The following is a 25,935-nucleotide window of genomic DNA, read 5'->3' on the forward strand; positions in this document are numbered from 1 at the left end:
CCGATCCACGACCCCCCGCGTCACATAACTCCACTTCGCATCCCCAAACTGCTGCATCACTCCGCCCTCCCCGAGGCACTGAACAAGATCTCCGTCCACACGGACCGAGGGTCCGCGCTCATCTCCGTACTCATCTGTCAGGCGGTAAAACCATCAGACCAGCGCCAGTCACGAGCCATACCGCCGAACGCCCGGACCAGGTCCGTTGCCGAGTAATCACGGCAACGACAGGTGAAATGTGGTGGAGGCGGCACGCTGACTACGTGCGCGCAGAAACCCGGTACAGGCAGGACACGATGTCCTTTTCATCATCTACTTCTTGTCGATGGGCGATGGCGTGAACCACCGCGAGCCGACCGTCGTGAGCAGCAGGTTCAGCGAGACCCGAAGGCCGGCCCGAGTAGGCGGAAAGCGGAGGGGGCCGAGTTCACTCCGACCAGCCCCCTGCGCCCCGGACTCCCCGACCGGAGCGGTCCCCACCAAGCATCTGGCGGTCTTGTCGCCGAATCCTCATGAACTCAGCCGACGGTCCTGCAACGGTGCTCGAGTCGGCCCCGTCGCCCGGTGCGCTCACGACCGGGCAGAGCGATCACGCGGTAGCCGCCGAACGAACTCGCCGAGCAAGCAGAGCACAGGGCGAACGATCCGACACCGATGATCTCCGTTTTCGGTGCAATCTCACACGGCTCGCTCCGTGCGATCGACTGGCAAGGCGGGGGCTGACATCCATGTCGTTCATTCCAACTGAGGGCGGGACGGAACCGCCGCAGTGTGGCGCGGGCGGTTTGCTGACACATCGCCCTCGCACACTACCTGCCCCCGAGTCAGCCGGATGCAAAGTCGAAGTATACGGAAATCAATGTCGAGAATCATAAGTTGCAATCAGTGGCACTTTTCTGCACAAACATCCCGACGATCGACCACGAATGGCAGTTCCGACCGATACCGGGTGCTCCGCATATCGGGAACGGAGGATCTTCGTCATGAGAGTCGGCCCACCGCAGTGTTAGCACCACCACCAAGGCGCCGGCACTCGACCATCGGAACGCCGGTCGACTCCGGAGCACAACCAGCGGATCCCCCTCGGCAGGGTCGGCGGCGTGGCCCAAAGCTCCGTACCGGAGGTGACGCGCCGAGCGGCCGCGCAAGCACAGCACCGCCCTCGGGCCCGCTACAGCGAGCGGCGCGCAGCACCCGTGCAGCCGCGAATGGAGGGCTCGGGGTCCTCCGGGTGCCGCTGCCCTGTCACGCACCGACGGGCCCCCTCCACGTGCGGCGGAGCGCTCACTACCCCGGTCAGCGGGTTTCCGGTCGGCGGCCTGCCGGTAACCCTCCTGACGTGCTCAAATGAGGCACGGAGGTGCGCAACGCAGGGGGCGCCATGGACGGAGAACCTGGCCGAGGCAAGACGCGTCGCGCCGAGCGGGGGCATCAGGTCCGAGCACGAAGACCCTCCCTCCCGCCTGTCTGAGCCGGGCGGCGGGAAGTACTCGATCCACCTCGAAAACGGGCGGGGGCGTGCATCTCCACGCCCACGACCAACAGTGACGTCTCGAGTCCGAGGGTGGTAGGGCGATGGTGAGAGCCGGTTCGGGTCGACGTGAGGCATCCCGGAAAGACTTTCGCCCCTGGCTGTGGCGAGACGCGGGCGAGCAGCCCGCCGGCGAAACCGGCACCGATACCGACGCGGACACCGACGCCGACGCGACGACGGAGCCCGAACCCGTCGCGCCGGATGCGGGCCTGGGTCTCGCGCGGCTGCTCTCCATCGCGCGCCTGACGCCCGTCCAAGCCGTCGCCCTGGCCACCGACGTATTCACCGAACTGGAGAAACGCCACGATGAACGTGGCGATGCAGGACCGATCCCGCTCCGGATCGAGTCCGTGCACGTCGGCGCAGACGGACGTGCCTATCTGGCCGAGGACGATGTGCCCGTTCCCGTGAAGGACTCCACCGCCGACGCGGTGCTCGAGGAGCTCACGGCGGCCGCATGGCGAACGACGACGGATTCGGAACGACCGACCACGGGCCCCATCGCAACCCTCGACCGGGCCACCGCTGAGGCACGCCGCCCCGACGCAAGCCTCGCAGCCGTCGCATCTCTTCTCCGGGAAGCGGACACGGCGAGCGGCACCGAGGCACGGACCGAGCTCGCCCGGATGGTGTCGGCGGTCAACGGCGGTGCGCTCGCACCACCGCATCCCCCGCTCACCAGCGCACCCCCGATCGCCCCCCGCCCACCGGACCCGGAGCGCCCACCCCGGTCGCTCGCGCGAGTCCTCGCGGGTCGCACCTGGAAGTGGGTGCTCTCCATCGTCGTGCTGGTCACGGTCGTCGTGATCGAGGTCGCCCTCCTGCGCGACACCATCGCCCGCGACATCGACGCCGTGCTCGAGGCCGGCCGCGCGGGGTCGGCGGCGCCGACCAGCACGCAGGTCTTCCTGCCCATAGCACCCGTGGCCCCCACGGCCGCGGGCACGGTGACCGGAGTGGATCTCCGCGCGGTCAACCAGTGCACACCCGACGCGGAGTGCGCGGTCCGGCTGCAGGTGGCGCTGCAGCCGACTGCCGCACCCCAGACCGTGACGTGGGGTTTCCAGGTCTTCGACCGCTGCACGGGCGCGACCACGACCGTTCCCGGTGGCGAAGTCACCGTACCGGCGGACGGCGACCGGGCCGTCGCCGTCGTCAGCGTCGCGCTGCCGCCCGGCGAGGCCCTGGCCGTGCTGGCCCGGACCGATCTTCCCTCCACCGCTGCGAGCGCGCCGGTGTTCGTTCCGTCCGATGCGAGTTGCGGGACCCCCGCGGCTGAACCGTCCGGCTGACCGAAGATGAGGAGGCTACGGCGTGCTGATCGTTGAGCATGGTGACAACCCGGCCGCAGACGAGCCGAACAACGGCCGCAAGCCGGCACGGCGGAAGGACAAGGGCGGCGTCACCTTCGACGTGCTGGCCATCATCGCCGCGCTCGTCCTGGTCGTCATCGGCCTGGCCAACCTCTGGGCCGTCGACGGTTTCGAGTTCGCCGCACGGCAGGCGGCGATCGCGGTCGCGGGTGTCGTGCTGCTGGCAGCCTTCTGGCGGTTCCGGGGCGCACTGCTCACGGCCTTGGGCTGGGTGACCTACCTCGGTGCCGTAGTCCTCCTGGCGGTGGTGCACGTCGCAGGCGAGACCTTCAACGGTGCGACCCGGTGGATCGGGATCGGCGACTTCACGTTCCAGCCCTCCGAGCTCGCGAAGCTCGGGGTGCTGCTCGTGCTCGCCGCGGTGCTCGGCTCACAGCGACCCTCGTGGCAACGCTTCGCCCTCGGGGTCGGGCTCGCCGTGGTACCGATCACCTTCACCGCGTTGCAACCGGACCTCAGCACCACGATGCTGCTGCTGGTTCTCACCGTCTCGATGCTGATCATCGGCCGGATCCCGGCACGCATCATCCTTCCCCTGTTCGCGGGCGTCATCGTCGTGGCGCCCCTGGTGGTCGGGTCGCTGCGGCCCTACCAGCTGCAGCGGCTCGGCAGCTTCCTCGTCGGCTCGCACGAGTCACCCACCGGCGCAGGCTGGGCGATCCGACAGGCGCACATCGCCGTCGGCTCGGGCTCGCTCTTCGGCCGCTCGGGCGACCCGCTGTCGGGCCTGCAAGCCCAGTACCTCCCCGAGAAGGAGACCGACCTCGCCCTGGCCAGCGTCGTCGGGCAGTTCGGGCTCGTCGCCGGCGGCGTGGTGATCATCGCGGCGATCGTGCTGGTATGGCGGCTCGCCCTCGCCAGCCGGGTGCCTCGGAGCCCGCACGGCGCCCTGGTCGCGGGCGGTCTCGCGATCCTGATCGGCGTCGAGATCGTCGTCTCGGTCGGCGGCAACCTGGGCCTGCTCCCGCTGGCCGGTGTGCCGTTCCCGCTGCTCAGCTTCGGCGGCACGGCGTTGCTGGTGCACCTCGCCGCGCTCGGCGTCGCCCTCGGCGTCCGGCGTCAGGGAGCACGTCGACGGCTGTGGACCATGCCCGGCTGGCGCAATCGCCGGCCGCGGCTCATGCGGACGATCGCACTCGCTTCGAGCGCGCTGCTCGTGCTGTTCGGGCTCTACGGGTGGAACCTGCAGATGACCCGCGGCCCCGAGCTTGCGGCGGCCGGGCACGAGCAGATGACACGGTGCATCCGGCTCCCCGCCCCCCGGGGGGCCATCACCGACCGGCACGGCGCACCGCTCGCGGTGAGTGCGTCGACGGCGGAGAACGCAATGGACCAGGTCCTCGCTGTGCCGGCCCTCGTGCGTTCCCGGCCCGACGACGTCGCCAAGCTCGCCTCTCTCATCGGCCAGCCCGTGGACGCCGTACGCACCAGCCTCGACAACGCGCCGGCGACCACGCTCTCCCTACCGCTGGCGGACGTCCCACGAGTGGCGGGCGACGCGGTCACGGCGGCCGGGATCACGGGGGTGATCGTCGTTCCGCAAGGCAGGCGGAGCTATCCCACCGGGGCCCTTCTCGGCCCCGTCCTCGGATTCGCGGGCATCGCGACCCCGACCGACATCGAGCGGTGGCCGGATCTGCCTGCAGGCGAGATCGTCGGGAGGGCCGGGCTGGAACAGCAGTACGACTCGGTGCTGCGCGGTGTGAACGGACGCCAGTGCGTGTACGTGTCCCCGCCCGGGATCCCGGTCGCGATGGGTGAGCGGGTGGAGCCGGTGCGCGGAGCCGACCTGCGGCTGTCGCTGGACCTCGGGCTGCAGGAGCGGCTCTCGGCCGGTCTCGTGAACGCGTTGCGGGGCCAGCGCAAGAGCCACGTCGGCGCCGCCCTGGCGATGGACCCCCGCAACGGCCAGATCCTCGCGCTCGCGAGCGCCCCGTCCTACGACAACAACGTGTACGGCCCGCCGGTCGACGTCGCCGGCGTGCAGGCAGCCGCGAACGCGCCGGGCCACCCCATGCTCGAGCACGCGACCCAGGCCGCACTACCGCCCGGTTCGACGTTCAAGCTGGTGGTGGCCGCGGCCCAGATGGTGAACCCGGTGATCCCGCCCGAGAAGGTCATCCCGACGGGCGGAAGCTACACGCTCGGCGGCCACACCTTCGGCAACTGGAAACCGATGGGACCCATGGACCTGGTCCAGTCCATCGCGTGGTCCAACGACGTGTACTTCTACAAGCTCGCCAACGCTCTCGGACCGGAGCCGATCATCGACGCGGCCCACGCCCTCGGGGTGGGCAAACGGACCGGGATCGACCTGCCCGGTGAGTCGCCCGGCTACATCGGCACTCCCGAGAGCGTGGCTGCGAACGGCGGCACCTGGTACGGCGGGTCGACCGTGATCCTCGGCATCGGGCAGGGCTATCTGACGGTCACGCCCCTGCAGAACGCCCTCTTCACCGCCGGTGTGGCCACCGGCCAGCTCGTCACACCGCGGCTGGGCCTGGCGACGGGGACGAACGGGGGCATCTTCACGACGCTGCCCACCCCGGCTCCGACGCCGGTGCCGTTCTCCGACAAGCTCGGCCCGGTCCGGGACGGGATGCGCGCCGTGGTGACCGGGGGTACCGCTACCGGGCTCTCCGGCCTGCCCTTCCCGGTGGGAGCCAAGACGGGCACGGCGCAGGACGGCAGCCTCTCCGACGTCCACTACGACAACTGGCTGTCGGCCGCGGCACCGATGCCCGACCCGAGGATCGTCATGACCGCGGTCGTGCAGGGTCCGGGCTCCGGAGGCAACAACGTGAAGACCCTGATCGCCGACGGCCTGCGCTACTTCCACGACAACGAGGCCCGCGTGATGTCCACCGACCCGATGCAGGACCCCGCCAGCGGGCGGTGACCGAACCCCACCGTCCTACGCGCCTGCCGCCGCGCGCGCTCGGCGCCCACGGGCCGAGATCGGCGAGTGGCGGCTCGGTTGTCCCCATGATCACCGGTTCGGGGTCGAGAACCGGGCCATGCCCTGCTCCGGGGCCTGCAGTGATGATCATGAACTCTCCGGCCACATCTCGGGCCGGACGACGACTGCCGGCTCCGTATCCCCTGCGGACGACGGGTCGCCGCCGATTTCTGACGGGCCGGGGCAGCGGGTTGCGCATGATCATCAGTTGGGGGCTGGGAGCCGGGTCATGCCCTGCCGCAGGGCCCGGAAAATTGATCAACGCCTGGGGCAGGCCGGCGAGAAGCCAGGTCCAGCGGCAATCGTCGCCTCCGCAGCACCCCGAGCAACGGAGGGCCGCCGAGTCCGGGACTCGACCGCCGAGGCCGAGGCCGGGGCCGGGGTCGGGGTCGGGGTCGGGGTCGGGGTCAGGGCGCCGGATTCCACATGATCACCGGTTCGGAACCAGCAGCCGGGCCATGCCCTGCCGCAAGGCCCGAAATGTCGATCAACGCCTGTGGCAGGCCGGCGAGAAGCCGGGTCCAGGAGCAATCGTCGCCTCCGCATCTCCCCGGGCAACGAAGGCCCGCCGATTCCGGACGCTCGACCGCCGAGGCCGGGATCGGGGTCGGGGTCGGGGCGCCGGATTCCACATGATCATCGGTCCGGAACCGGCAGCCGGGTCATGTCCTGCTGCGGGGCCTGAAACGTCGATCAACGCCGGCAGGGCGACCAGATGTCGGGGCCGGGGGCGAAGATCGGCTCGGACAACCGGTTGCCGCCGATTCAGGACGCTCGACCGCCGAGGCCGGGGTCAGGGACTGGCTTCCACATGATCACCGGTTCGGAACCGGTACCCGGGTCATGTCCTGCCGCAGGGCCCCGACCTCGTCGCCCGACCGTCGCGGTGCTTGCTCGCGATGGACGAACGCGGGTGGGGCCGCAGTTGTTACGGGACTTCGGTCAGCTCCAGCCGTAGGCATCGGTGACGCCCGGCGTGCGCAGGCAGCGCGCCGCGCCCTCGGCCACACATGTCAGCGGGTTCTCGGCCACCTTCACGGGGAAGCCGAAGGCCCGTTCGAGCCGCTGGCTGAACCCGCGGGTCAACGAGGCCCCGCCGAAGAGGTGGATGCCCTCGCCCAGCACGTCCCCCGCCGCCTCCGGCGGCAGGTCGTCGAGGCACGCCGCGAGCGTCTCGACGATCGAGTCCGTGATGGGCTCGACGACCTTGACGATCTCCGAGACCGGCACCGTCGCCAGCCGCGCGTGGCCGCTCGCGGCGTCGCGCCCCGGCACGACCGTGCTGGACTCGGTGGTGTGACCGATGCGGATCTTGAGGTCCTCCGCGGTCTGCTCACCCACGATGAGCTGGTGGTGCTCGCGGATGTGGCGGTAGATCGCCACGGTCATCTCGTCGCCTGCCACACGGCAGGACCGGGCCGTGAGCACCCCGCCGTAGCAGAACGCCGTGACCTCGGCCGTGCCACCGCCGACGTCGACGACCATGTGCACGCGGCGCTCCATGGGGTCGATACCGCACCCGACGGCACCGGCGATCGACTCGTCGATCGCGGTGGCGCTCTTGATGCCGGCCTCGTCCGCCGCCTCGAGCAGCGCCTGCCGTTCGAGATGCGTCGCCCCGGACGGAACGCCGATGGCGACCTTCGCGTAGCCGCGCTGCCACGAGCGCCGGACGGAACGCCGCACCACCGCACGCAGATAGGTGCGGGCCGTCTCCAGGTCGGTGATGACACCGTCCTGGAGCGGGCGCAGCGCCGTCATCCCTGCCGGGACGCGCCCGAGCAGGTCGAAGGCCTCACGGCCGATCGCTACGAGTCGAGTGCGGCGTCGTGCGGAATTTCGCCGCAACAACACCGACGGTTCGTCAAAGACGATGCCGCGCGTCTCGTCGCACACCACCGTATTCGCAGTACCGAGATCGATTCCGAACTGAGCCACGGACCCTCCCCGGGTGAGCGGCCCCCCTGTCATTGAGTCTGCGACCCCGCGCTCATCCGGTCCAGCCACCTATTGGCTGCGTTCGACGACACACTCCGTATCGATTCGACCGGGTAGCCCACGACCGAGCACCACTCCTGGTTCCGAGCGCTCGGATGGACCCGTGAGCCCGTACTCAAACCTCGTTAGGACAGGCAATCTTCTCGGAGAACGGGGCGGTCAGACAGTCGCCGGACCGGTGGCACGGGCCGGCCGCCCCTCCACGTTCGGCGCGAGGTCCGTGACCCCCCGACGGGGCATCAGCAGCAGTGCGACGAAGGAGACGACGCAGCAACCGATGATGTAGATGGAGATCCAGGTACTCGATCCGGTGCTCTGGAGGATTGCCGCCGCGATCAGAGGCGCTGGTCCACCCGCGATGACGGACGCGAGTTGGTAGCCGATGCCCGCACCGCTGTAGCGGATGTTGGCTCCGAAGCTCTCGGCGATCAATGCGGCCTGCGGCCCGTACTGCATGTCATGGAAGATCAACGACACGACGATCGCGAGCAGCACGAGACCCGCCACGCGCGTGTTCAGCAGCCCGAAATAGGGGAACGCGAACACGGCGGTGCACACGATGCCGATTCCGTACATCATCCGGCGCCCGATCAGATCGGACAGGTGGCCGAACAGCGGAACGCTCACGAATCCGACCGCCGCGGCGATGAGCGTGTCGTTGAGCAGCCCTGTGCGCGACAGCTGGAGCTGCTGGGTGCCGTAGGTGAGCACGAAGGTCACGAACAGATAGAACGGCGCTTGCTCCGACATCCGGACGAACGCGGACGTCAGGATCTCCCGCCACTGGTGCCGGAACGCCTCGAGCACCGGGACGCGCAGTACGGCCTGGGTCTTCTTCACCTCGGTGAAGGCCGGGCTCTCCAGCACCTTCAGCCGCACATAGAGCCCGATCCCGACGAGCACGATGCTGACCAGGAACGGCACCCGCCAGCCCCAGGTCAGGAAGCCATCGCCCGTCGTGGCCGACATCAGTTGGACCATGGCCGTGGAGAGCAGCAGCCCGATCGGGACGCCGAGCTGCGGCCAGCTCGCCATGAACCCCCGCCGCTTGTCCGATCCCCACTCCATGGACAGCAGCACCGAACCGCCCCACTCCCCACCGACCGCGACCCCCTGGAGCAGGCGCAGCACGGTCAGCAGGATCGGTGCAGCGATGCCGATCGACGCGAACCCCGGAAGGACACCGATGAGCGTGGTGCCCACGCCCATGATCATCAACGTGGTGATCAGCGTGGCCTTCCGGCCGATCCGGTCGCCGTAGTGGCCGAAGATGGCGGCGCCGATCGGCCGGGCCGCGAAACCGACGAACTGGGTGCCGAACGAGGCGATCACACCGGCATACGGTGTGGATCCCGGAAAGAAGACGTGTGGGAACACCAGTGCAGCGGCAGTACCGTAGAGGAAGAAGTCGTACCATTCGATCGAAGTGCCGACCGTACTGGCGACAACGGCGCGGCGCCGTTGCGACCGAAACAGCACCTCTGATTGCCCGGTGTTCATCACGCACTCCTATGGACGGTCGAACCGCGGCTCGATCGGCGGCGCCACCCGATCCCCGGGGCGGCCCACCGATCACCGAGAATGCTGCGATCCCACGGTTCAGGTGTCAAATCGCAAAAGTGACGAACAGAACAAAACAGATATTTCGGCCCAGTCGACACCGACTGATCAGTAAACCCGACGGTTTGTCCTCGCTATGCGCACAGGGCTGCGGGCGGTCGGCAATGCCCGGCCGATCGTTCCCGGGCCGGCCGTGCAGAGACGGTTCGGTCCGCCGCACGCATCCTGACTTATCCATGGAAAGTGGCGGGGTGCGGAGGTTTTCGGCGGGCAGTCTGGGTGTGGTCGATCCATTTCGGTGGAACGAACTCCGGGATCCCGTTGCGGATGTGGACCTGCCAGCCGGATTCGCGATGCAGCAGCCGATGGTGGAAGCGGCAGAGCATCACGCAGTTGTGCACTGCGGTCTCTCCACCCTTCTCCCAGGCCTCCAGGTGGTGGATCTCGCACCACGACGCGGGACGTCCGCAGCCTGGTTTGGCGCAACCACGATCGCGGGCAGCGATCGCCCGGCGAAGCACGTCGGGAATGGTGCGCCGGGCGCGTCCGACATCCAAGGGTTGCCCGGCCCCGCCGAACACCACCGGCACCACCCGGGCGTCGCAGGCCAGCATCCGGAGATCCGCCGGCTGCAGCCGGGCGCCGAAGTCCAGGCTCGCCGTTCGCGCTCGCTGTTCCAGTTCGGCGAGCGGGATGATGACGTTCAGGTGCGGGCGCTCCCCGCCGCACTGGGGCAACTGCCCGGAGTCCAACACGCGAGCGCAGATCTCGCCCAGGGCATCGGCTCGTCGCTGCCCGGCGGTGCGTTCGTCTTCCGGACCGCGGGGCAGGCACAAGGAGTCCAGAGCGGTGGCCAACGCTTCTCGGGTGAGTCCGTCGAGCCGGCCCTTCACCTTCCCCGTGCGCATCGACAGGTGGAGCTCGTTGACCTGCTCCGGCTCGTCCTCGCGTTCCCCGGGCCCGTCCTGGTCCAGCACGCTGATCAGGTCGTGGGCGAACACCGCCAGCTCCGCAGGACGATAGGAGGCCGCTTGCTCGGCCAGCTTCTCCTCCGCGGCCGCCCATACCTGCGGACCGAGCCGCCGCGCCGCGGGCGAGCGCAGCGCCTCGGAGATCACCTCGACATGCCGCAAGCCGATCTCGCCTGCTGCGAACACCGCCGCGGTGGCGGGAAGCCGCGCCGGCAATGTGCGCCCATCCAGCGATCTACCGGGGCAGGCGTCCTCGGCGACTCGGATCCGACGCCGCGCAATCGCGGTGTCACACCCGAGCAGGTCGGCTACCGCCTGCACCGGGCTGCGGTAGCCGCGGGCGGTGAACACCCCGTCGCGCACGAGGCCGGCGACCAGCTCGATCTGCAGGTGCTCCAATTGTCGGGACAGCGACTCGCACACGCTCACCGCGGCGACCCGCTGTTCTTCCGGCGCGCGGGAATCCGCGGCGGCGCGCAGCGATCCGACCCCGCGCTGCAGGGTTCGGCTCGCCAGCGCGACCGCGTTCTCCGACACACGAGAATCGTCCCCGGTGGCACCGACAGAATCGGCGGCTGAGGTTGTAGCGATGGCAAATAGTTCGCCAGACCCGCTACCCGGCCATCATTGCCGGCGGCAATACCGCATCACACCGAATTCCGCGATCGCGCGGCGGTTGGGTTCGTCGTAGAGCCTGCAGCTTTGCGAGGGTGCGGCACGGCGCGCAGCCCGCTCGCTCGATCTCGGCGTGACCGCAGTCCCGCGCGCCTATTCGTGGAGTCTTTCCAGCCAGTCTCCGGGCCGGAGCCTGGCCGTGCGATCCCCAGGATCGGCGGGGCATCCCCGGCCGGCCCGGTGCCCGCCAACACTCGTGAGGTGCGACCTGCACACGACGCCCGAGAAGGAGCCGACATGACTACGAGGACCCCCGGCGGCACCGTGACGCTCGCCGAGAACCTCACCCTCAGCCGGATGGGCTACGGCGCGATGCAACTCGCCGGGCCCGAGGCGTTCGGCCCACCGAAGGACCATGACGAAGCCGTCGCCGTGCTGCGCACAGCGGTGGAGATGGGCATCACCCACATCGACACCAGCGACTTCTACGGCCCGGCGAGCGTCAACGAGCTCATCAAGGAAGCCCTGCACCCCTACCCCGCCGGCCTGCACATCGTCACCAAGGTCGGTGCGCGGCGCGGCGCGAACGCCTCCTGGAAGGCGGCGCTGGAACCCGAGGATCTGAAGGCCCAGGTACGGGAGAACCTGCAGCACCTCGGCCTGGACGTGCTCGACGTGGTGAACCTGCGGGTCGGCTCGGCGATGGGCACGGGCGACGGATCGATCGCGGCGCAGTTCGGCGCCCTGGCCGAGCTGCGGGAGCAGGGTCTGATCCGCCACCTGGGGCTGAGCGGCGTCTCCTCGGCCCAGCTCACCGAGGCGCAGGCCATCGCGCCGGTCGTCACCGTGCAGAATCTCTACAACCTTGCGAACCGCCAGGACGACGCGCTGGTAGCGCGGTGCGCCGAGGACGGCATCGCTTTCGCGCCGTTCTTCCCGCTCGGCGGGTTCACGCGGCTGCAGTCCGATGAGCTCGACTCGGTCGCCGCACGCCTCGGGGCATCGCCTCAGCAGACCGCGCTCGCCTGGCTGTTGCAGCGATCGGAGACCATGACCCCGATCCCCGGCACGTCCTCCGTGGCCCACCTGCGGGAGAACGTCGCCGCCGCCGACCTCGCCCTCCCCCAGGACGCCGTGAAGGAGCTCGACGCCATCGCCGGCTGATCGACGCGCGACACCACGGGCCTCAGGCGTTGACAGCTTCGAGCCGCCGGCCCGTCGTGCGCGGCCCGAGCACCGACACGTCGACGGCCACCACGACCATCGCCACGCACATGATCGCGAGGAGCGGGGCGGCACCGTCGTCCTTCAGCACGGGGACGAGGACGAACGGCATGATCGCGATGACCAGGCGGGAAAGCGCGTAGGTCCCGCTCGCCCCGGTCGAACGCAAGGGCGTCGGGAAGATCTCGGCCTGGTAGATGTGGTACGCGTTCGAGAACACGTTGCTGACGGCGGTGTAGAGGAAGCCCCACGCGACGATCAGCAACATCGTGTTCGAGAAGCCGAACGCAAGCCCGAACGCCGCCATCGCCAAGCCCGACGAGACCACGAGGGTCTTGCGTTCGACGGCCTCCACGAGCGGCAGGGACAACGCCGATCCGATGGGGTAGCCGAGATAGGTCAAACCGGCGTACAGGAGCGACTCCGATATCGGATATCCCTTCGCCGTGAGCACCACCGGCACCATCGTGCCGAACCCGTAGTACCCGACGGTCTGGAACACGTGGAAGACGACCATCATGCCCGTGCGTTTGTTGTAGGGACGCGCGAACAGCGCGCCCATGCCCGTTCGCACGGCCGGAGCGGCCGGAGCCGGTACTGCCGCCGGGACGCGGTCCGGGATGGCGCGGGCAGGTTCGGGCGGCATGTCGTGTGCCTCGTCCTCGAGCCTGGCAGCGATCGCTTCCGCCTCCTCGGTACGCCCGACCGACTCGAGCCACCGCGGCGACTCCGGCAGGCCACGGCGCAGCAGCAACACGATGAACGCGCCGAGTGATCCGATCACGAACATCCATCGCCAGCCCGGTACGCCGACGAAACTCGTCGCGGTGATCCAGCGGGCGACGAAGCCCACCACGGGCACCCCCATGAATCCGACGGTGTAGGCACGGGCGATGTAGCGACCGCGATGGCGTGCCGGCAGCAGGTCGGTGAGGTACGTGTCGGCCAGCGGCAGCTCGGCCCCGAGCCCGACCCCGGCCATGAACCGGATGGCCACGAGCCACGCCGCGTTCATGCTGAACGCTCCGAGTAGCGAGAACGTCGAGTACACGGCCAGGTTGAGCAGGAACGCACTACGCCGGCCCAGACGGTCGGCGAGCGGGCCGAGGACCAGCGCGCCGACGAACATCCCGATGAACGTCGAGGCCAGCACAAGCGCGAGCTCCGCCTTCGTGAGCCCGAACTCCCCCAGGAGCACACTGCTGAGCACACCGGTCAGGAACAGCTCGTACAGCTCGAAGAACAGGCCGAGCCCCACGACGACAGTGGCCCGCCGGTGGGTGCGGGTCACCGGGAGCCTGTCGATCCGCTCGGCGACCCGCCGTGGCGGCGTCGGCCGTGGATCTGGGGGCTCCTCACCTGTCTCTGACACCCCATGCTCCTTAGAGATGGTCAGAAGGTCTGACAATCAATGTCGACAGGAGTCCACGGTGAAGATTCGGAGGTCGAGGCGCGAGGAAAGATGAGTGCTGTCACAAGATCGGACCGGACAGAGCAGACGAGCTGGTCAGAGCATCAGCGACACGGGCCGGGGCGTCGGGTCACGGGCCGCTTCGAGTCCGCGCGAATGTTTCGAAGGACTGGTGATTCTGCCTATCAGGGGCGTCGGCCCGGCAGCATCTCCCGCAGCTTGGTCTTCGCGCCCTGGACGGCGAGGTGCAGCGCGTCGGGATCTCCCTTGAGCACGGCCTGCACCACCGACTCGGCCTGCTCGAACGTGGCGTGCGGCGGGATCGGTGGCACCTCCGGGTCGCAGTGGACGTCGAGTACGGCGGGGCACTCGGCCGCGAGCGCCTGCTCCCATGCCGGGCCCAGCTCGTCGGGGGACGTGACGGTGAACGCCTCGAATCCCAGGCCGCGAGCGAAGTCGGCGTACGAGACGTCGGGCAGACTCTGCGACTCCACGAACTTCGGCGCCCCGCCCATCGCGCGCAGCTCCCAGGTCACCTGGTTGAGGTCGTTGTTGTGCAGCACGCAGACGATGCAGCGGGGGTCGGACCAGCGATCGGCGTAGCGGGCGACGGTGAGCAGTTCCGCCATGCCGTTCATCTGCATGGCGCCGTCGCCCGTGAGCGCGATCGCGGGCCGGTCGGGGTGGGCGAACTTGGCGCCGATCGCGTAGGGCACCGCCGAGCCCATGGTGGCGAGGCCACCTGACAACGACCCGCGGACATCTCCGCGGATACGCAGGTGCCGCGCGTACCAGTTGGCGACGGAACCGGAGTCGGCAGAGACGATCGCGTTCAGCGGGAGCAGTTCGGACAGCTCCCAGACGATCCGCATGGGGTTGACCGGGTTCGCGTCCAGCATCGCCTGGCGCTCCATGGTGCGCCACCAGCGGGCGACGTTCTCCTCGATCTTCTCCCGCCATGCGCGGTCCGTCGGGCCCGACAACATCGGCAGCAGGGCCTGCAACGTGCTACGGGCGTCGCCGAGGAGGTTCACCTCCGTCGGATAACGCATCCCGACCATGGCGCCGTCGATGTCGATCTGCACGCCCCTGGCCTGCCCGAACTCCGGCAGGAACTGGCTGTACGGGAAGTTGGAGCCGACGATGAGCAGGGTGTCGCAGCCGCGCATCAGCTCATAGCTCGGACGGGTGCCGAGGAGGCCGACCGCACCGGTCACGAACGGCAGCTCGTCGGACATCACGTCCTTGCCGACCAGAGCCTTGGCCACTCCGGCGCCGAGTATGTCGGCGACCTGCTCGACCTCCGCCGCGGCGCCCCGCGCGCCCTGCCCGATGAGGATCGCCACCCGCTGCCCGCGGTTGAGCACCTCGGCGGCACGCAGCAGCTCGGCCTCGTCCGGCACCACCACGGGCGCCACCAGGCCCGGCGGGCTGGACGGCACCTGCTTGAAGGCATGGGCGGGCGGTGAGTAGTCCTCGGTCTGGAGGTCGCTGGGGATGATGAGCGCTGTCGGGGCGCGTCGCGTGAGCGCAGTGCGGAACGCACGGTCGAGCGCGTTCGGCAGCTGCTCGGGGACGTTGACCTCGACGAGGTAGTCGCTCGCCACGTCCTTGAACAGGCTCTGGAGGTCCACCTCCTGCTGGTAGGACCCACCCATCGCGCTGCGCTCGGTCTGCCCGACGATCGCCACCACCGGCACATGGTCGAGCTTCGCGTCGTACAACCCGTTGAGCAGGTGGATCGCGCCAGGACCCGATGTGGCCATACAGACGCCCACCCGGCCGGAGAACTTCGCGTATCCGACGGCCTCGAAGGCCGCCATCTCCTCGTGCCGCGCCTGGATGAACCGCGGCCGGTCACCGGCCTTCTCGAAGGCCACGATGAGCCCGTTGATCCCGTCACCGGGATAACCGAAGACTTCTTCGACCCCCCACTCCTGCAACCTGCGCAGGACGTGGTCGCCCACCGTCTTCGCCACCCGCACGCACCTCCGCCGCCCGTCACTCCTGCCCGGCCTCCGGCTACCCGAACCAGGTGCGGAGCACCGACGGACTCCTATCTGTCACCCATCCGGTGCACACTCGGACGGTTACCCCGCGAGGAGGTGCCTCATGACGCGAGACGTCGACGACGTCAACTCCGACTCGAGTTGGAACCGTGATGCCCGCGACGAGGCCCCGATCGAGCGGCTGGACCGCAACTGGGGCGACCTCCTCCAGGAGCTGCGCGTGGTGCAGACCGGCGTGCAGCTGCTCACCGGCCTGCTGCTCACCGTGCCGTTCCAGTCGCGGTTCGACGATCTCTCCGGCTCGCAGCGCGTGCTGTACCTGGTGACTCTGTCGCTCTCGGCTGCAGCCACGGGCATGCTGATCGCGCCGGTTGCGATGCACCGCGTGCTGTTTCGCCAGCACGCCCGCGCGGAGCTGGTGGGGGCGGGTCAGCGCTTCGCGATCGGAGGACTGACGCTGCTGGGCCTCGCCGTCACGGGTGTCATCGTGCTCATCTTCGACGTCGTGGCCGGGACGACGGCTGCGATCATCGCGGGTGCGGTGTGCCTCGTGGTGTTCGGGCTGCTCTGGGCAGCGATTCCGCTGATCCTGCGCGCCAGAACCTGACCGTCACGTCACATGTCACGTCAGGTGGGCAGGGGTGGGGTCACCGGGGTCAGCGCCCCACCCGGGAGCCATGGGGCCGTGGTGCGATGGTCCGTCCCGCCGACCGCCGCCGGTATCACCGCGACCTGCACGGCGGTGAAGATCCGGGGACCGGCGATCGCCTCATCCCGATCGGTCGGCGCCGACCATTCGCGGAACCCGGCAGGCGAGGCGAGCAACGTCACCCCGGCCGCCCGCAGGTCGGCGAGGTAGCGCTGGGCGGGAACGGCCCGCGGGTCGAAGTCCAGGGTGGTGACGGCGCTGGTCCGGCGGCCCAGCACAGACCCCGTGGCCAGCCATGGCGCGGTGTAGGTGCCGCCGACGGTGGAGCGGCCGAACAGCTCATCGGTGAGCCTGCGCCGCCCGCCCTCCCAGCCGGCGACGACGACCACCGCGTCCGCGGGGTTCAGCCGGTCATCGACCCTGAGTCCGTGCGCAGCCGCCGCGTCCCTGACGACCGTCGCGGCCGCCTTCGACCGGCCCGACCCGTCGGAGACGAGGTACAGCGCCACGTCACGGTCGGCGAGGAACCGCACGGTGGCCCGCAGCGCAACGGCGTCCTGCGCGGATAGCTTGTCGGCCGGACACGCGGCCGGCAGGTCGCTGACCCCGCCGACCATGGCGCCCACCACGGCACTCAGGCACTCCGGCCCGTCCGGTCCCGCGAGTCCTGCCACCAGTGCGGGCGGCGCGGGATCGGATCCGAGGTCCAGGCGCAGCGGGACCTGTTCCCCGTCGGCCTCGACCGTGAGCACGTCCGTGCCGGCGGGGAGGTCGACCATAGCCCAGCCGCCGGGTGCGCCGGCCCGTTCGTCGGCGGACACACCGCCGACCAGCGCCCCGGGGACGCCGACATGGACGAGGTTGCGGCCGGGGCGCTGCGGGACGACCACCACCGGCACGTCCTGGCCTGCGAGCGCCACCGTCCGCAGGAGCGGGCGGCCGGTATCGGCAGGAACCGGGGCCGGGGTCTGCACAGCGATCACCGTGCCCGCGGTGAAGACCAGCCCTGCGGCGACCGCCACGACACGGCCCCCGATCGCACCGGGCCTGCACAACCCCGTGCTGATCGCCACGGTCATGCCCAGCGCCTGGACGATGACGAGCTGGCCCGTCAGCGATCCGAAGGTCACGCCGTCGAAACGCATCCCCTTGGCGACGGCCTCCAGCGCGGCAGCCGCGACCGCCACGGTGGCGGATATGGCGAAGACCAGGGTGTGGCGCCGCAGGACGGTGAAACGAGCACCACACGCGGGCGTGGCGACCGACACGGCGGAGCCGAGCCAGGTCACCGCGGCCACCATGTGCACAGCGGCGAGCCCCACATGCCAGCCGACGTGCCCGATCGTCGCGTTGTAGCCCAATGCACCGATGAGCAGCAGGCCTATCACCGCGGAGGAGGTCTGGCACCCGCGGGCGAACATCACCGCTGCCAGGAGAACCCCAGCTGCCTGCGGAAACGCGGCGAGCGCGGTGAGGCCTCCGATCAGCCAGTTGATCACCAGCACGGGCACCGCGACGGCGGCCCCGCCCTGGACGACGAGCACCGATCGGCGCGAGGGCGGGCTGAGGAAGCCCAGCGTCGCCGTCCCTGCCACCACGGCGCTGGCCACGACCGCCACGATGCCCAGCGAGATGGTCAGCGGATTCGTGAGGACGGCGCCGGCCGCCTCTCCGGTCCTGCCGTATCCACTCCCTGGGGTCTGCGCCCACGCGGGCACCGCAACGGCTAGGAACAGCACCGGGACCGCAAGGGCCGGTACGGCTGTGGCCGGTGTGACGAAGCGGCGGCGCCCGCGTGGGGTACGCAAGGCGTGGGGCGAGGACACGGTTCTCCTGACAAGCGATCTGGGTGGGGGGCCGATCGGCCGCGCGCACGGGTCACGCGGCCCAGCTACACCCCTGTGAGAACTGCCCGGCCCGGCGTCCGGTCCAGAACGGTTCGAGCACGCCGGACGGCCGGGACGGCGCGCTGTGGGAGAAGGGGGCCACGGGAGCTCCGGGATCCAGGGCTGGACGCGTTGCGCGCCCGGCGGGTCGGGGGACCGCATGCCGGTGGGTGGCCCGTGGGCCGCGGCGATCGGTCAGGGGAGAGCGGATGTCCCCGGACAGGACTGGTCGAAATCGTTCCGGCGCCGGGTCGGCCAGAACGACTCGAGGTCGACGATCAACACGAATGTGACTATGGCGACGGACCGTGTCGAGGATCAACCCATCCGTGGCGGATTGTGACGGGACTCACTGTAACACTAGTTGCACAGTCACCCTCCGTGATGTAGAGGCTTCAACGAAGTCAAGCCGGAGGACCGCTGGCCCATCCGGCTTCACCATACTGCGCTGATCGGCCTAACGGTTGGACGGAAGATCCGTTACGACCGACCGTCGCTTCACCCGGGTTCGCCCAGGCCCGGCCGGCTCGCTGCAACCACGGAGTTCGGGACCGCCAGGATGATGCCGGACAATCGCCACGTACCAGACCCCATCAATCGGCCGGACATTCTTTCCCGCCGCTGGAGCGCAGCCCTCGGAAATGTACTGACAATGGGGTGCGAATTACGCGAGATTCGCATCACAACAGCCCATGACATTTGATTTGCGGGAGCTGATGTCTATACCGTCGGCTTATTCGGGCGATCGCACCTCGGGCCGCCCGGCGACCGGCGGAAGGAGACGACGTGGAGCACAGCCGCGTCGACCCGTTCTACCGCCTGCGTCGTGCTGACGGCGGGACCGACGTGCTGTCCGTCGTCCGGCCCTTGCTGCTCGTTCGCCGCCGCTGCGTCGACCTGCTGAAGGTCGCCACCTGCCTCTGTCGCGGCTGAGTCCGCCGGCAGTCACCCGCGTAAGCAGGCGACGGTCGATGCCTCTCCCCTCTTTCGTCAGCGGCCGCCGCCCGGCGCGCGGTCCGCCCTTTCCGCGCCGAAAGGCAGCTTTCATATGTCCGAACCAGCCCGTCGGATGCATCTCGGTCTCACGATCTGGCCCACCGGTTTCCATCCAGGAGCCTGGCGCCTGCCCGGATCCCGCGATGACGGCAACTCCAACCCGCGCCTGCTGCAACACGCCGCCCGCACGGCCGAGCGCGGTCGTTTCGACTTCTTCTTCATCGGTGACCGGCTGGTCGGGCTCACCGCCTCCCAGTTCGCGGCACCCAACGAGGTGCTGCGACCCGAGGCGCTGACCCTCGCCGCGAACATCGCGGGGATCACCGAACACATCGGGCTGATCACCACGGTCAACACCACCTACTCCGACCCGTACAACGTCGCCCGGGCGGCGGCCACGATCGACCACCTCAGCGGCGGGCGCGTGGGCCTCAACATCGTCACCGGCAAGAACGTCGAGGCGGCGCGCAACTTCGGTCGTGAGCAGCACTGGGACAACGAGCACCGCTACGACTGGGCCACCGAGTACATCCAGGTCCTGCAACTGCTCTGGGACAGCTGGGAGGACGACGCTCGCGTCGCCGACCAGGTGACCGGCCAGTTCGTCGACCCGGACCGCGTGCACCACATCGACTTCGAGGGGAAGTTCTTCTCGGTGCGCGGGCCGCTGAACGTCGAGCGGCCGGTCCAGGGGCAGATCCCGATCATCAACGCAGGGGCCTCCGAACGCTCCCGCGACCTCGGTGCGCAGTACTCCGACCTGCGGTTCACCAACTCCTCGACCCTCGGTCTCGACGGGGCGCGGGAGTACTACGCCGACCTCAAGAACCGGCTTCCGCACTACGGGCGCTCGGCGTCCGACCAACTCGTCGTGCCAGGCATGGCGGTGTACGTCGAGGAGTCGCAGCGGGCGGCGCACGAGGCCTACGCGACCCTGCAGGGACTGCTCGAAACCAGCCCGGTGCACCGGGCGCGGCTCTCCGAAGCGCTCGGCGTCGCCGTCGTCGACGCGGCGCCGGACGCCCCCCTCGCCGAGGTGGCCGACCTCGCGCAGCTGTCGGAGGACGGGCGCCGGATCACCGACTCCGCCCGCGAGCTCTACGGACGCGAGCGCGTGACCGTTGCCGAGGTCAACGCCTCCTTCATCCGCGGCGGGATGTTCAAGGAGGTCGTCGGGTCGCCCTCCCGGGTGGCCGACGTGCTCGAGGAGTGGTTCTCCACGGGCGCCGCGGACGGATTCATGATCTTCCCGCCGACCGTGCCGCACGGGGTGGAGGCGTTCGTCGACCTCGTCGTCCCCGAGTTGCAGCGCCGTGGCCTGCACCACCGCGAGTACGCCGGGACGACCCTGCGCGAGCACTTCGGCCTTCCCCGACCACTCAGCCGGTTCGCCACAGCCGCGGCAACGGTGGGGAGCGGGCGATGACCGCACCCACGGTTCCGGTCTTCGTCGGCGTCGCGGAGCTCGACAAGTGGCTGCACGACAGCCCGGAGCAGATCCGCCTGCTGGAGATCCGCTACGACCAGAAGGGAACCGGAGGGGACCACGGCAGCGCAGGGCACCTGCCCGGAGCGGTGATCGTGGACCTCCCCACCGAGCTGTCCCGCACCGACGCGGCCCCGGCCGACGGGCGACGGCCCCTGCCGCACCCCGCCGACCTGCAGCGATCCGCCCGGCGGTGGGGCCTGCGCACGGACTCCACCGTGGTCGTCTACGACACGAGATCCGGGCTGTCCGCCGCGCGGGCCTGGTGGGTGCTGCGATGGGCGGGGCTGTCACGGGTGAGCATCCTCGATGGAGGGTTGCAGGCCTGGAGCGCGGCAGGCCACCCGCTCGATACCGACGAGCCGGACGTCGCGCCGGGCGACGTGGAACTCGGCTCGGGCGGCATGCCCGAACTCGACGCCGACGCGGCCGCGGCCCTCGCCGAGCGTGGCCTGCTCGTCGACGCCCGGGACGCGGCCGCGTACCGCGACGGGCACATCCCCGGCGCCCGCAACGTCCCGTCGCAGGGTGTGCTGGGTGCCGACGGGACTCTCGGCGACCGCGACGAGGTGCGCGCGCACTACGGGGTCACCACCGCGAATGCGCCCGTTCCCGGGCTCTCCTGCGGCGGCGGCGTGGCAGGTGCCTTCGCCGTGGCCGCCCTCGCCCACACCGGGGTGACCGCGCCCCTCTACGTCGGGTCGTTCTCGGCGTGGAGCGCCGACCCCGAACGGCCGGTCGCCACGGGAGCCGAGCCGGGAACCGCCGGGGAATCCCGGTGACGGAGAGCCTGTCGCTCTCGCGCGAGGGCCGGGCCGGGCGCGTGCCCGGCGACGAGGACGCCCGGCGTCCCTCCGATGCCGGGAGCGCACTGCTGGAGCAGGACCGCCGCGAGGCCATCCGCTTCCGGCGGGCCGTCCTGATCGGCCGCGTGGCCGTGGCGGTCGTCGTGCTCGGCGCCTGGCAGCTCGCCTCCGGCAGGCTCGTGTCGGAGTTCTTCGTCTCCTCCCCCAGCGACATCGTCGTCAGGCTGGTGCAGCTCGTCGCCACCGGGGAGCTGTGGCCGCACCTGACGCAGACGCTCGTCGAGGTGGGAGCCGGGCTCCTCATCGGTGTGCCGCTCGGGATCGCCCTCGGTGTGGCGCTCGGGACGTCACAGCTGCTCAGCGGATGGCTGCTCCCCTACGTGATGGCCCTCTACAGCCTGCCCCGGGTGGCGCTGGCGCCGCTGTTCATCGTCTGGTTCGGGATCGGGCTGCTCTCGAAGATCACCATGGTCGTGACGATGGTGATCTTCGTCATCTTCTACAACGTCTACCAGGGCGTTCGCGACATCGAGCAGGACCTGCTCGACGTGGCCCGCTCGTTCCGGGCGAGCCGCCTGCAGACCCTGCGCTGGATCGTGCTGCCGTCGCTGACCCCCTGGCTGGTCACCGCCCTGCGGCTGTCGATCGGCATCGCCCTCATCGGCGCGGTGATCGCCGAACTGATCGCCGCGAGCTCCGGCCTCGGCTACTACATCAAGCTCTCGTCCAACCTGCTCGACGTCACCGGCGTCTTCGCCGGTCTCGCCGTCATCACCGCCGTGGCGATCGTCCTCGACCAGGTACTGGGGCACGTTGAGCGCCGGGTCGTGCGGCACCACTGAGAACGTCTGCACCGGAGAAACGAGGACCTCGACCCCATGTCCCTTCCTCTACGCGCGCCACGGCGGTGGGCCGCCGCCCTGGTGCTGGCCGCGCTGCTCGCCGCCGGCTGCTCCTCCGAACCCGGCCCGCCGACGATCCGTGTCGGCCTCGTCTGCGGCGGTGTGGGCCTCGCCGCGCTCACGATCGACTCCGGCGGGCTCCCCGCCGGCCTGAACGCACAGAAGGTGTGCTTCGACAGCGGCTCCGACGCCGTGCAGGCACTGGTGGGCGGCAGCATCGACGCCTTCGTCGGCGCGGGCGAGCACGTGATCGACAACCGAGCCAAGGGTCTCGACGTCAAGGGCTACGCGGTCATCAGCGAAGCCCCGCCCTACTCCCTGGTGAGCGCCGCAGGCTCCGGCGTGCACACCGTGGGAGACCTCGCCGGCAAATCCGTGGCCGTCACCGCGCCGGGCAGCCTGTCGGACACCGAGCTCCAGAAGGCGACGGCCGAGGCGAACGTGCCGTACTCGGGCCTGCGTGTGGTGGGCGCGGGCACCGGCGCCACCATGCAGGCCGCGATCGAGAAGGGCGGCGCCGCGGCGGGGATGGTCAGTGACCCGTTGCTCACCACGATGCTGCAGTCCGGCGCCTTCACCCTCACCTGGAAGCCGGACTTCCGTTACATCGCGCTGGTCGTCATCGCGAAGCCGGACTGGGTGAACGACAACAAGCCCGCGATGCAGGCGTTCCTGCAGGCCCTGCGCGCCACGCAGGACCGGGCGAACGCCGACGTCGCGAGTGTGCTCACCGCCGCCAAGCAGCAGGCTCCGACGCTGGACCCGGCCACGCTGCGCACCGTGGTGACGGCGACGATGGCCCAGGCCCCACCGAAACTGACGATCGACGAGGGCCCCTACCGGGACACCACCCAGGTGCTCACGCAGGTCGGGCAGGTCCAGCCGGCCAAGGTCCCGTCGTTCACCGACTCGTTCGACTTCAGCCTGCTGGGGACGTCATGACCGCCGACGTGCTCCTTCCCGCGGAGGCGGCGTCGTGACCGCGAAGGTGGCGGTGCGCGATCTCCGGGTCGCCTATCGCACGCAGAAGGGGCGCCACCTCGCGCTCGACGGGGCCGACCTCCGCATCGGCCATGGGGAGTTCGTGGCGCTCGTCGGGCCCAGCGGCTGTGGCAAGTCGACGTTGCTCAAGGTCGTCGCCGGGCTGGTCGAGCGCTCCGGCGGCGAGGCGCTGATCGACGGCCGGCCGATCGACGGCACCCCCGCCGGAGTCGGGATGCTCTTCCAGAATGACGCCCTGCTCCCCTGGCGCACCGTGCACGAGAACGTCCGTCTCCCGCTTCAGGTGGCCGGAGGGGACCGCGCGGAGCAGGACGCCCGGATCACCGAACTGCTCGCCACGGTCGGGCTCGACGGGTTCGCGGGCTACCTGCCGCGCCAGCTCTCCGGGGGCATGCGCAAGCGCGTGGCGCTCGCGCGCACCCTCGCCTCCGACCCGGACCTCTTCCTGATGGACGAGCCCTTCGGTCCGCTCGACGCGCTCACCCGGCGTCGGATCGGGGCGGAGTTCCTGTCGCTCTGGGAGACCCTCGGGACGAGCGTGCTTTTCGTGACGCACGACGTCGACGAGGCCATCACGCTGGCCGACCGCGTGGTGGTGATGAGCGCGGCGCCCGGGCGCGTGCTCGACGAGTTCCCGGTGGCCCTCGACCGGCCCCGCGACGTGCGGGAGCTGCGCTTCACCCCCGCCTTTCGCGACCTGCACGACGCGATCTCCGACGCGCTGGTTGCGCAGGCGCATGTGCCCTGACGCCGGCCGCGCACGGCGTCACCAGGTGACGGGCAGCTCCGACACCCCACCGGTGATGCGGTCGGTGCGCACCACCAGGTCGTCCACTCCCACGGCGAGGCGCAGGCCGGGGAACCGGCGGAACAGGGCGGAGAAGACGGCCGTGAGCTCCGTGCGCGCGAGGCTCGCGCCGATGCAGAAGTGCGCGCCGTGGCCGAACGACAGGTGCGGGTTGGGGCTGCGGCTCGGGTCGAACTCGGTGGCGTCGGCGAACGCCGAGGGGTCGCGGTTCGCCGCGGCGGTGGAGAGCATCACCGCGTCGCCGCGGGCGATCGTGACGCCGCCGATCTCGATGTCCTCGTGGGCGTAGCGGAGCAGGCCGAGGCTCCCGGGCGCCGAGAGCCGCAGGATCTCCTCGACCGTGCGCTGCACCTGGCCGTCGGGGTCGGCGACGAAGGCATCACGCCGGTCGAGGTCGACCAGCAGCATGAGCACGCCCATGTCGATGCGGCCCACGGTGGTCTCGTGCCCGGCGAACAGCAGCCCCGCGGCCAGGCGGGCCAGCATCGCGTCGGTGAACCGGGGGTCGGCCTCCTGGGCCCGCACCAGGTCGGACACGACGTCCTCCTGGGGATCCGCGCGCTTGGCCGCGGCCAGCCCGCCCATGTACCGCTCGAACTCCACCATGGCCTCGGCCGCGTCGCCGCCGGTACCCATCCGCCCGACCCGGTCGGACAGCCCGTGGAAGTACTCCCGATCGCCGAACGGCACACCGAGCAGCTCGCAGATCACCAGCACCGGGAGCGGGAAGGCCAGCGTGGCGTGCAGGTCGACGGGCGCCTCCGGGTCGCGGGCCTTCGCCGCCTCCATCGCGTCGAGGCACCCGTCGACGAGCTCCCGCACGTGGTCGCCGAGCAGGCGCATCCGCTTGGCGGAGAACGCCGGGACGAGCATCGCCCGCATCCTGGCGTGGTCGGTCTGCTCGGTCTCGTAGTCACCGGAGGGGCCGTTGAGGATGGCGGCGTCGGACACCGTGGCGGCTTCTGCCGGGTTCGGGTGCGAGCGGCCCAGCCGGGAATCGCCGAAGAGCGCGCGCACCTCCTCGTACCGGGTGACCAGCCAGGCGGGATCTCCCGCGGGCGTCCGCACCGGGGTGATCGGCGCCTCGGCCCGCAGCACCGCGAGGAGCGGCGCGACCTCGAGCACGTTGGGGCGGTCGAAAGGGAGCTGCGGCGCTGGGGCGGTGGTGGTCATCGGGCGTCCTCCTCGGATGGCGGGGGCGAGCAGGCAGGTGGGGCGGTCGGCGCGGTGACGGCGCTGCCACGCACGGTGGCGATCCAGTGCGCCTCGGCATGAGAGCGGCGCAGGAGCTCGTCGAGCACGAGCAGACCCCAGCGGTTGCGCGACGCGTCTGCGGCGGACCGGGCCAGGGCCTGGATGCGGGCCCGGCGTGCGGTGATCGCGCGCTCCCGGGCGTCGAGCACGCCGAACCGCTCGGCAGGGGTGAGCCGCTCGAAATGGCCGACGCGGGACAGGAACTCCGCCTCGTCGGCCGCGAGTTCGTCGGGGAGCTCGGCCAGCATGTCGTGCAGCAGTTCCCGGCCCACGTCGGTGATCGCGTAGACATGCCGCGCCGGAGCGCCCTGGCTCTCCACGGCGGTCCGCGTCACCGCCCCGGCGTCGTAGAAGCGGCGCAGTGCTGGATACAGGGAGTTGTTCGACAGTGCGTAGCCGCTGTTCTGCTCGACCCGCCGGCGCAGCTCATAGCCGTGGGCGGGCTGCGCGGTGAGGTTCGCGAGCAGCAACAGGTCGACCCACACCTATGTC

The 25,935-nt window shown here is 70.2% G+C and carries 18 protein-coding genes; 10 read left to right on the top strand and 8 right to left on the bottom strand.

Annotation, left to right across the window (positions count from 1 at the left end; translation table 11 throughout):
• Positions 1-1,575 precede the first annotated feature (1,575 nt).
• On the top strand, positions 1,576-2,826 hold the full coding sequence (locus tag MMF94_RS02885) for a hypothetical protein (RefSeq protein ID WP_241034655.1): 1,251 nt from the start codon (positions 1,576-1,578) through the stop codon (positions 2,824-2,826).
• A gap of 22 nt (positions 2,827-2,848) precedes the next feature.
• Positions 2,849-5,806 (top strand): FtsW/RodA/SpoVE family cell cycle protein, encoded by a 2,958-nt coding sequence (locus MMF94_RS02890; RefSeq protein WP_241034656.1) that lies wholly within the window; start codon positions 2,849-2,851, stop codon positions 5,804-5,806.
• A 1,002-nt stretch (positions 5,807-6,808) separates the two neighbouring features.
• On the opposite strand, the gene mreB is transcribed toward MMF94_RS02890, so the two are convergent.
• From mreB to MMF94_RS02905, 3 genes are all read right to left on the bottom strand, one after another.
• Positions 6,809-7,804 (bottom strand): rod shape-determining protein, encoded by a 996-nt coding sequence (gene mreB, locus MMF94_RS02895; RefSeq protein WP_241034657.1) that lies wholly within the window; start codon positions 7,802-7,804, stop codon positions 6,809-6,811.
• Positions 7,805-8,023: 219 nt separating this feature from the next.
• Complete coding sequence (locus MMF94_RS02900) at positions 8,024-9,364, bottom strand: MFS transporter (RefSeq protein ID WP_241034658.1); 1,341 nt, start codon at positions 9,362-9,364, stop codon at positions 8,024-8,026.
• A gap of 290 nt (positions 9,365-9,654) precedes the next feature.
• Positions 9,655-10,932, bottom strand: coding sequence for an HNH endonuclease signature motif containing protein (locus MMF94_RS02905; RefSeq protein ID WP_241034659.1), 1,278 nt, complete (start codon positions 10,930-10,932; stop codon positions 9,655-9,657).
• A gap of 375 nt (positions 10,933-11,307) precedes the next feature.
• Between MMF94_RS02905 and MMF94_RS02910 the strand changes: the two genes are divergently transcribed.
• Entirely contained in the window at positions 11,308-12,174 is an 867-nt protein-coding gene (locus MMF94_RS02910) for an oxidoreductase (RefSeq protein WP_241034660.1), read from the top strand.
• Positions 12,175-12,196: 22 nt separating this feature from the next.
• Here MMF94_RS02910 and MMF94_RS02915 read toward each other — a convergent pair whose 3' ends face one another.
• Entirely contained in the window at positions 12,197-13,606 is a 1,410-nt protein-coding gene (locus tag MMF94_RS02915; protein ID WP_241034661.1) for an MFS transporter, read from the bottom strand.
• A gap of 224 nt (positions 13,607-13,830) precedes the next feature.
• The gene (locus MMF94_RS02920) at positions 13,831-15,624 is read right to left on the bottom strand and encodes a thiamine pyrophosphate-requiring protein (protein ID WP_241034662.1); all 1,794 of its coding nucleotides are present in this window, start codon (positions 15,622-15,624) and stop codon (positions 13,831-13,833) included.
• Positions 15,625-15,757: 133 nt separating this feature from the next.
• On the opposite strand from MMF94_RS02920, the gene MMF94_RS02925 reads away from it, so the two are divergent.
• A complete protein-coding gene (locus MMF94_RS02925; protein ID WP_241034663.1) occupies positions 15,758-16,261 on the top strand; it encodes a DUF6328 family protein in 504 nt (167 codons plus the stop codon).
• 20 nt (positions 16,262-16,281) lie between these two features.
• Here MMF94_RS02925 and MMF94_RS02930 read toward each other — a convergent pair whose 3' ends face one another.
• Positions 16,282-18,129 carry a hypothetical protein gene (locus MMF94_RS02930; protein WP_241034664.1) on the bottom strand — a complete coding sequence of 616 codons (1,848 nt, stop codon included), beginning with the start codon at positions 18,127-18,129 and terminating at the stop codon, positions 16,282-16,284.
• Positions 18,130-18,975: 846 nt separating this feature from the next.
• Between MMF94_RS02930 and MMF94_RS02935 the strand changes: the two genes are divergently transcribed.
• From MMF94_RS02935 to MMF94_RS02960, 6 genes are all read left to right on the top strand, one after another.
• Positions 18,976-19,122, top strand: a complete 147-nt coding sequence (locus MMF94_RS02935) for a hypothetical protein (RefSeq protein WP_241034665.1) — start codon at positions 18,976-18,978, stop codon at positions 19,120-19,122.
• Positions 19,123-19,237: 115 nt separating this feature from the next.
• Complete coding sequence (locus MMF94_RS02940) at positions 19,238-20,611, top strand: NtaA/DmoA family FMN-dependent monooxygenase (RefSeq protein WP_241034666.1); 1,374 nt, start codon at positions 19,238-19,240, stop codon at positions 20,609-20,611.
• Positions 20,608-21,453, top strand: coding sequence for a sulfurtransferase (locus tag MMF94_RS02945; protein WP_241034667.1), 846 nt, complete (start codon positions 20,608-20,610; stop codon positions 21,451-21,453). The genes MMF94_RS02940 and MMF94_RS02945 overlap by 4 nt, the downstream gene beginning before the upstream one ends.
• A complete protein-coding gene (locus MMF94_RS02950) occupies positions 21,450-22,319 on the top strand; it encodes an ABC transporter permease (RefSeq protein ID WP_241034668.1) in 870 nt (289 codons plus the stop codon). The genes MMF94_RS02945 and MMF94_RS02950 overlap by 4 nt, the downstream gene beginning before the upstream one ends.
• A gap of 36 nt (positions 22,320-22,355) precedes the next feature.
• The gene (locus tag MMF94_RS02955) at positions 22,356-23,321 is read left to right on the top strand and encodes an ABC transporter substrate-binding protein (protein ID WP_241034669.1); all 966 of its coding nucleotides are present in this window, start codon (positions 22,356-22,358) and stop codon (positions 23,319-23,321) included.
• A 34-nt stretch (positions 23,322-23,355) separates the two neighbouring features.
• The gene (locus tag MMF94_RS02960) at positions 23,356-24,129 is read left to right on the top strand and encodes an ABC transporter ATP-binding protein (protein WP_241034670.1); all 774 of its coding nucleotides are present in this window, start codon (positions 23,356-23,358) and stop codon (positions 24,127-24,129) included.
• 18 nt (positions 24,130-24,147) lie between these two features.
• Here MMF94_RS02960 and MMF94_RS02965 read toward each other — a convergent pair whose 3' ends face one another.
• Together MMF94_RS02965 and MMF94_RS02970 are read right to left on the bottom strand one after the other, a co-directional pair.
• Positions 24,148-25,362 carry a cytochrome P450 gene (locus MMF94_RS02965; RefSeq protein ID WP_241034671.1) on the bottom strand — a complete coding sequence of 405 codons (1,215 nt, stop codon included), beginning with the start codon at positions 25,360-25,362 and terminating at the stop codon, positions 24,148-24,150.
• Complete coding sequence (locus MMF94_RS02970) at positions 25,359-25,928, bottom strand: PadR family transcriptional regulator (protein ID WP_241034672.1); 570 nt, start codon at positions 25,926-25,928, stop codon at positions 25,359-25,361. The genes MMF94_RS02965 and MMF94_RS02970 overlap by 4 nt, the downstream gene beginning before the upstream one ends.
• Positions 25,929-25,935 lie beyond the last annotated feature (7 nt).

Source organism: Pseudonocardia alaniniphila (assembly GCF_022524485.1).
Taxonomy (GTDB): Bacteria; Actinomycetota; Actinomycetes; order Mycobacteriales; family Pseudonocardiaceae; genus Pseudonocardia; species Pseudonocardia alaniniphila.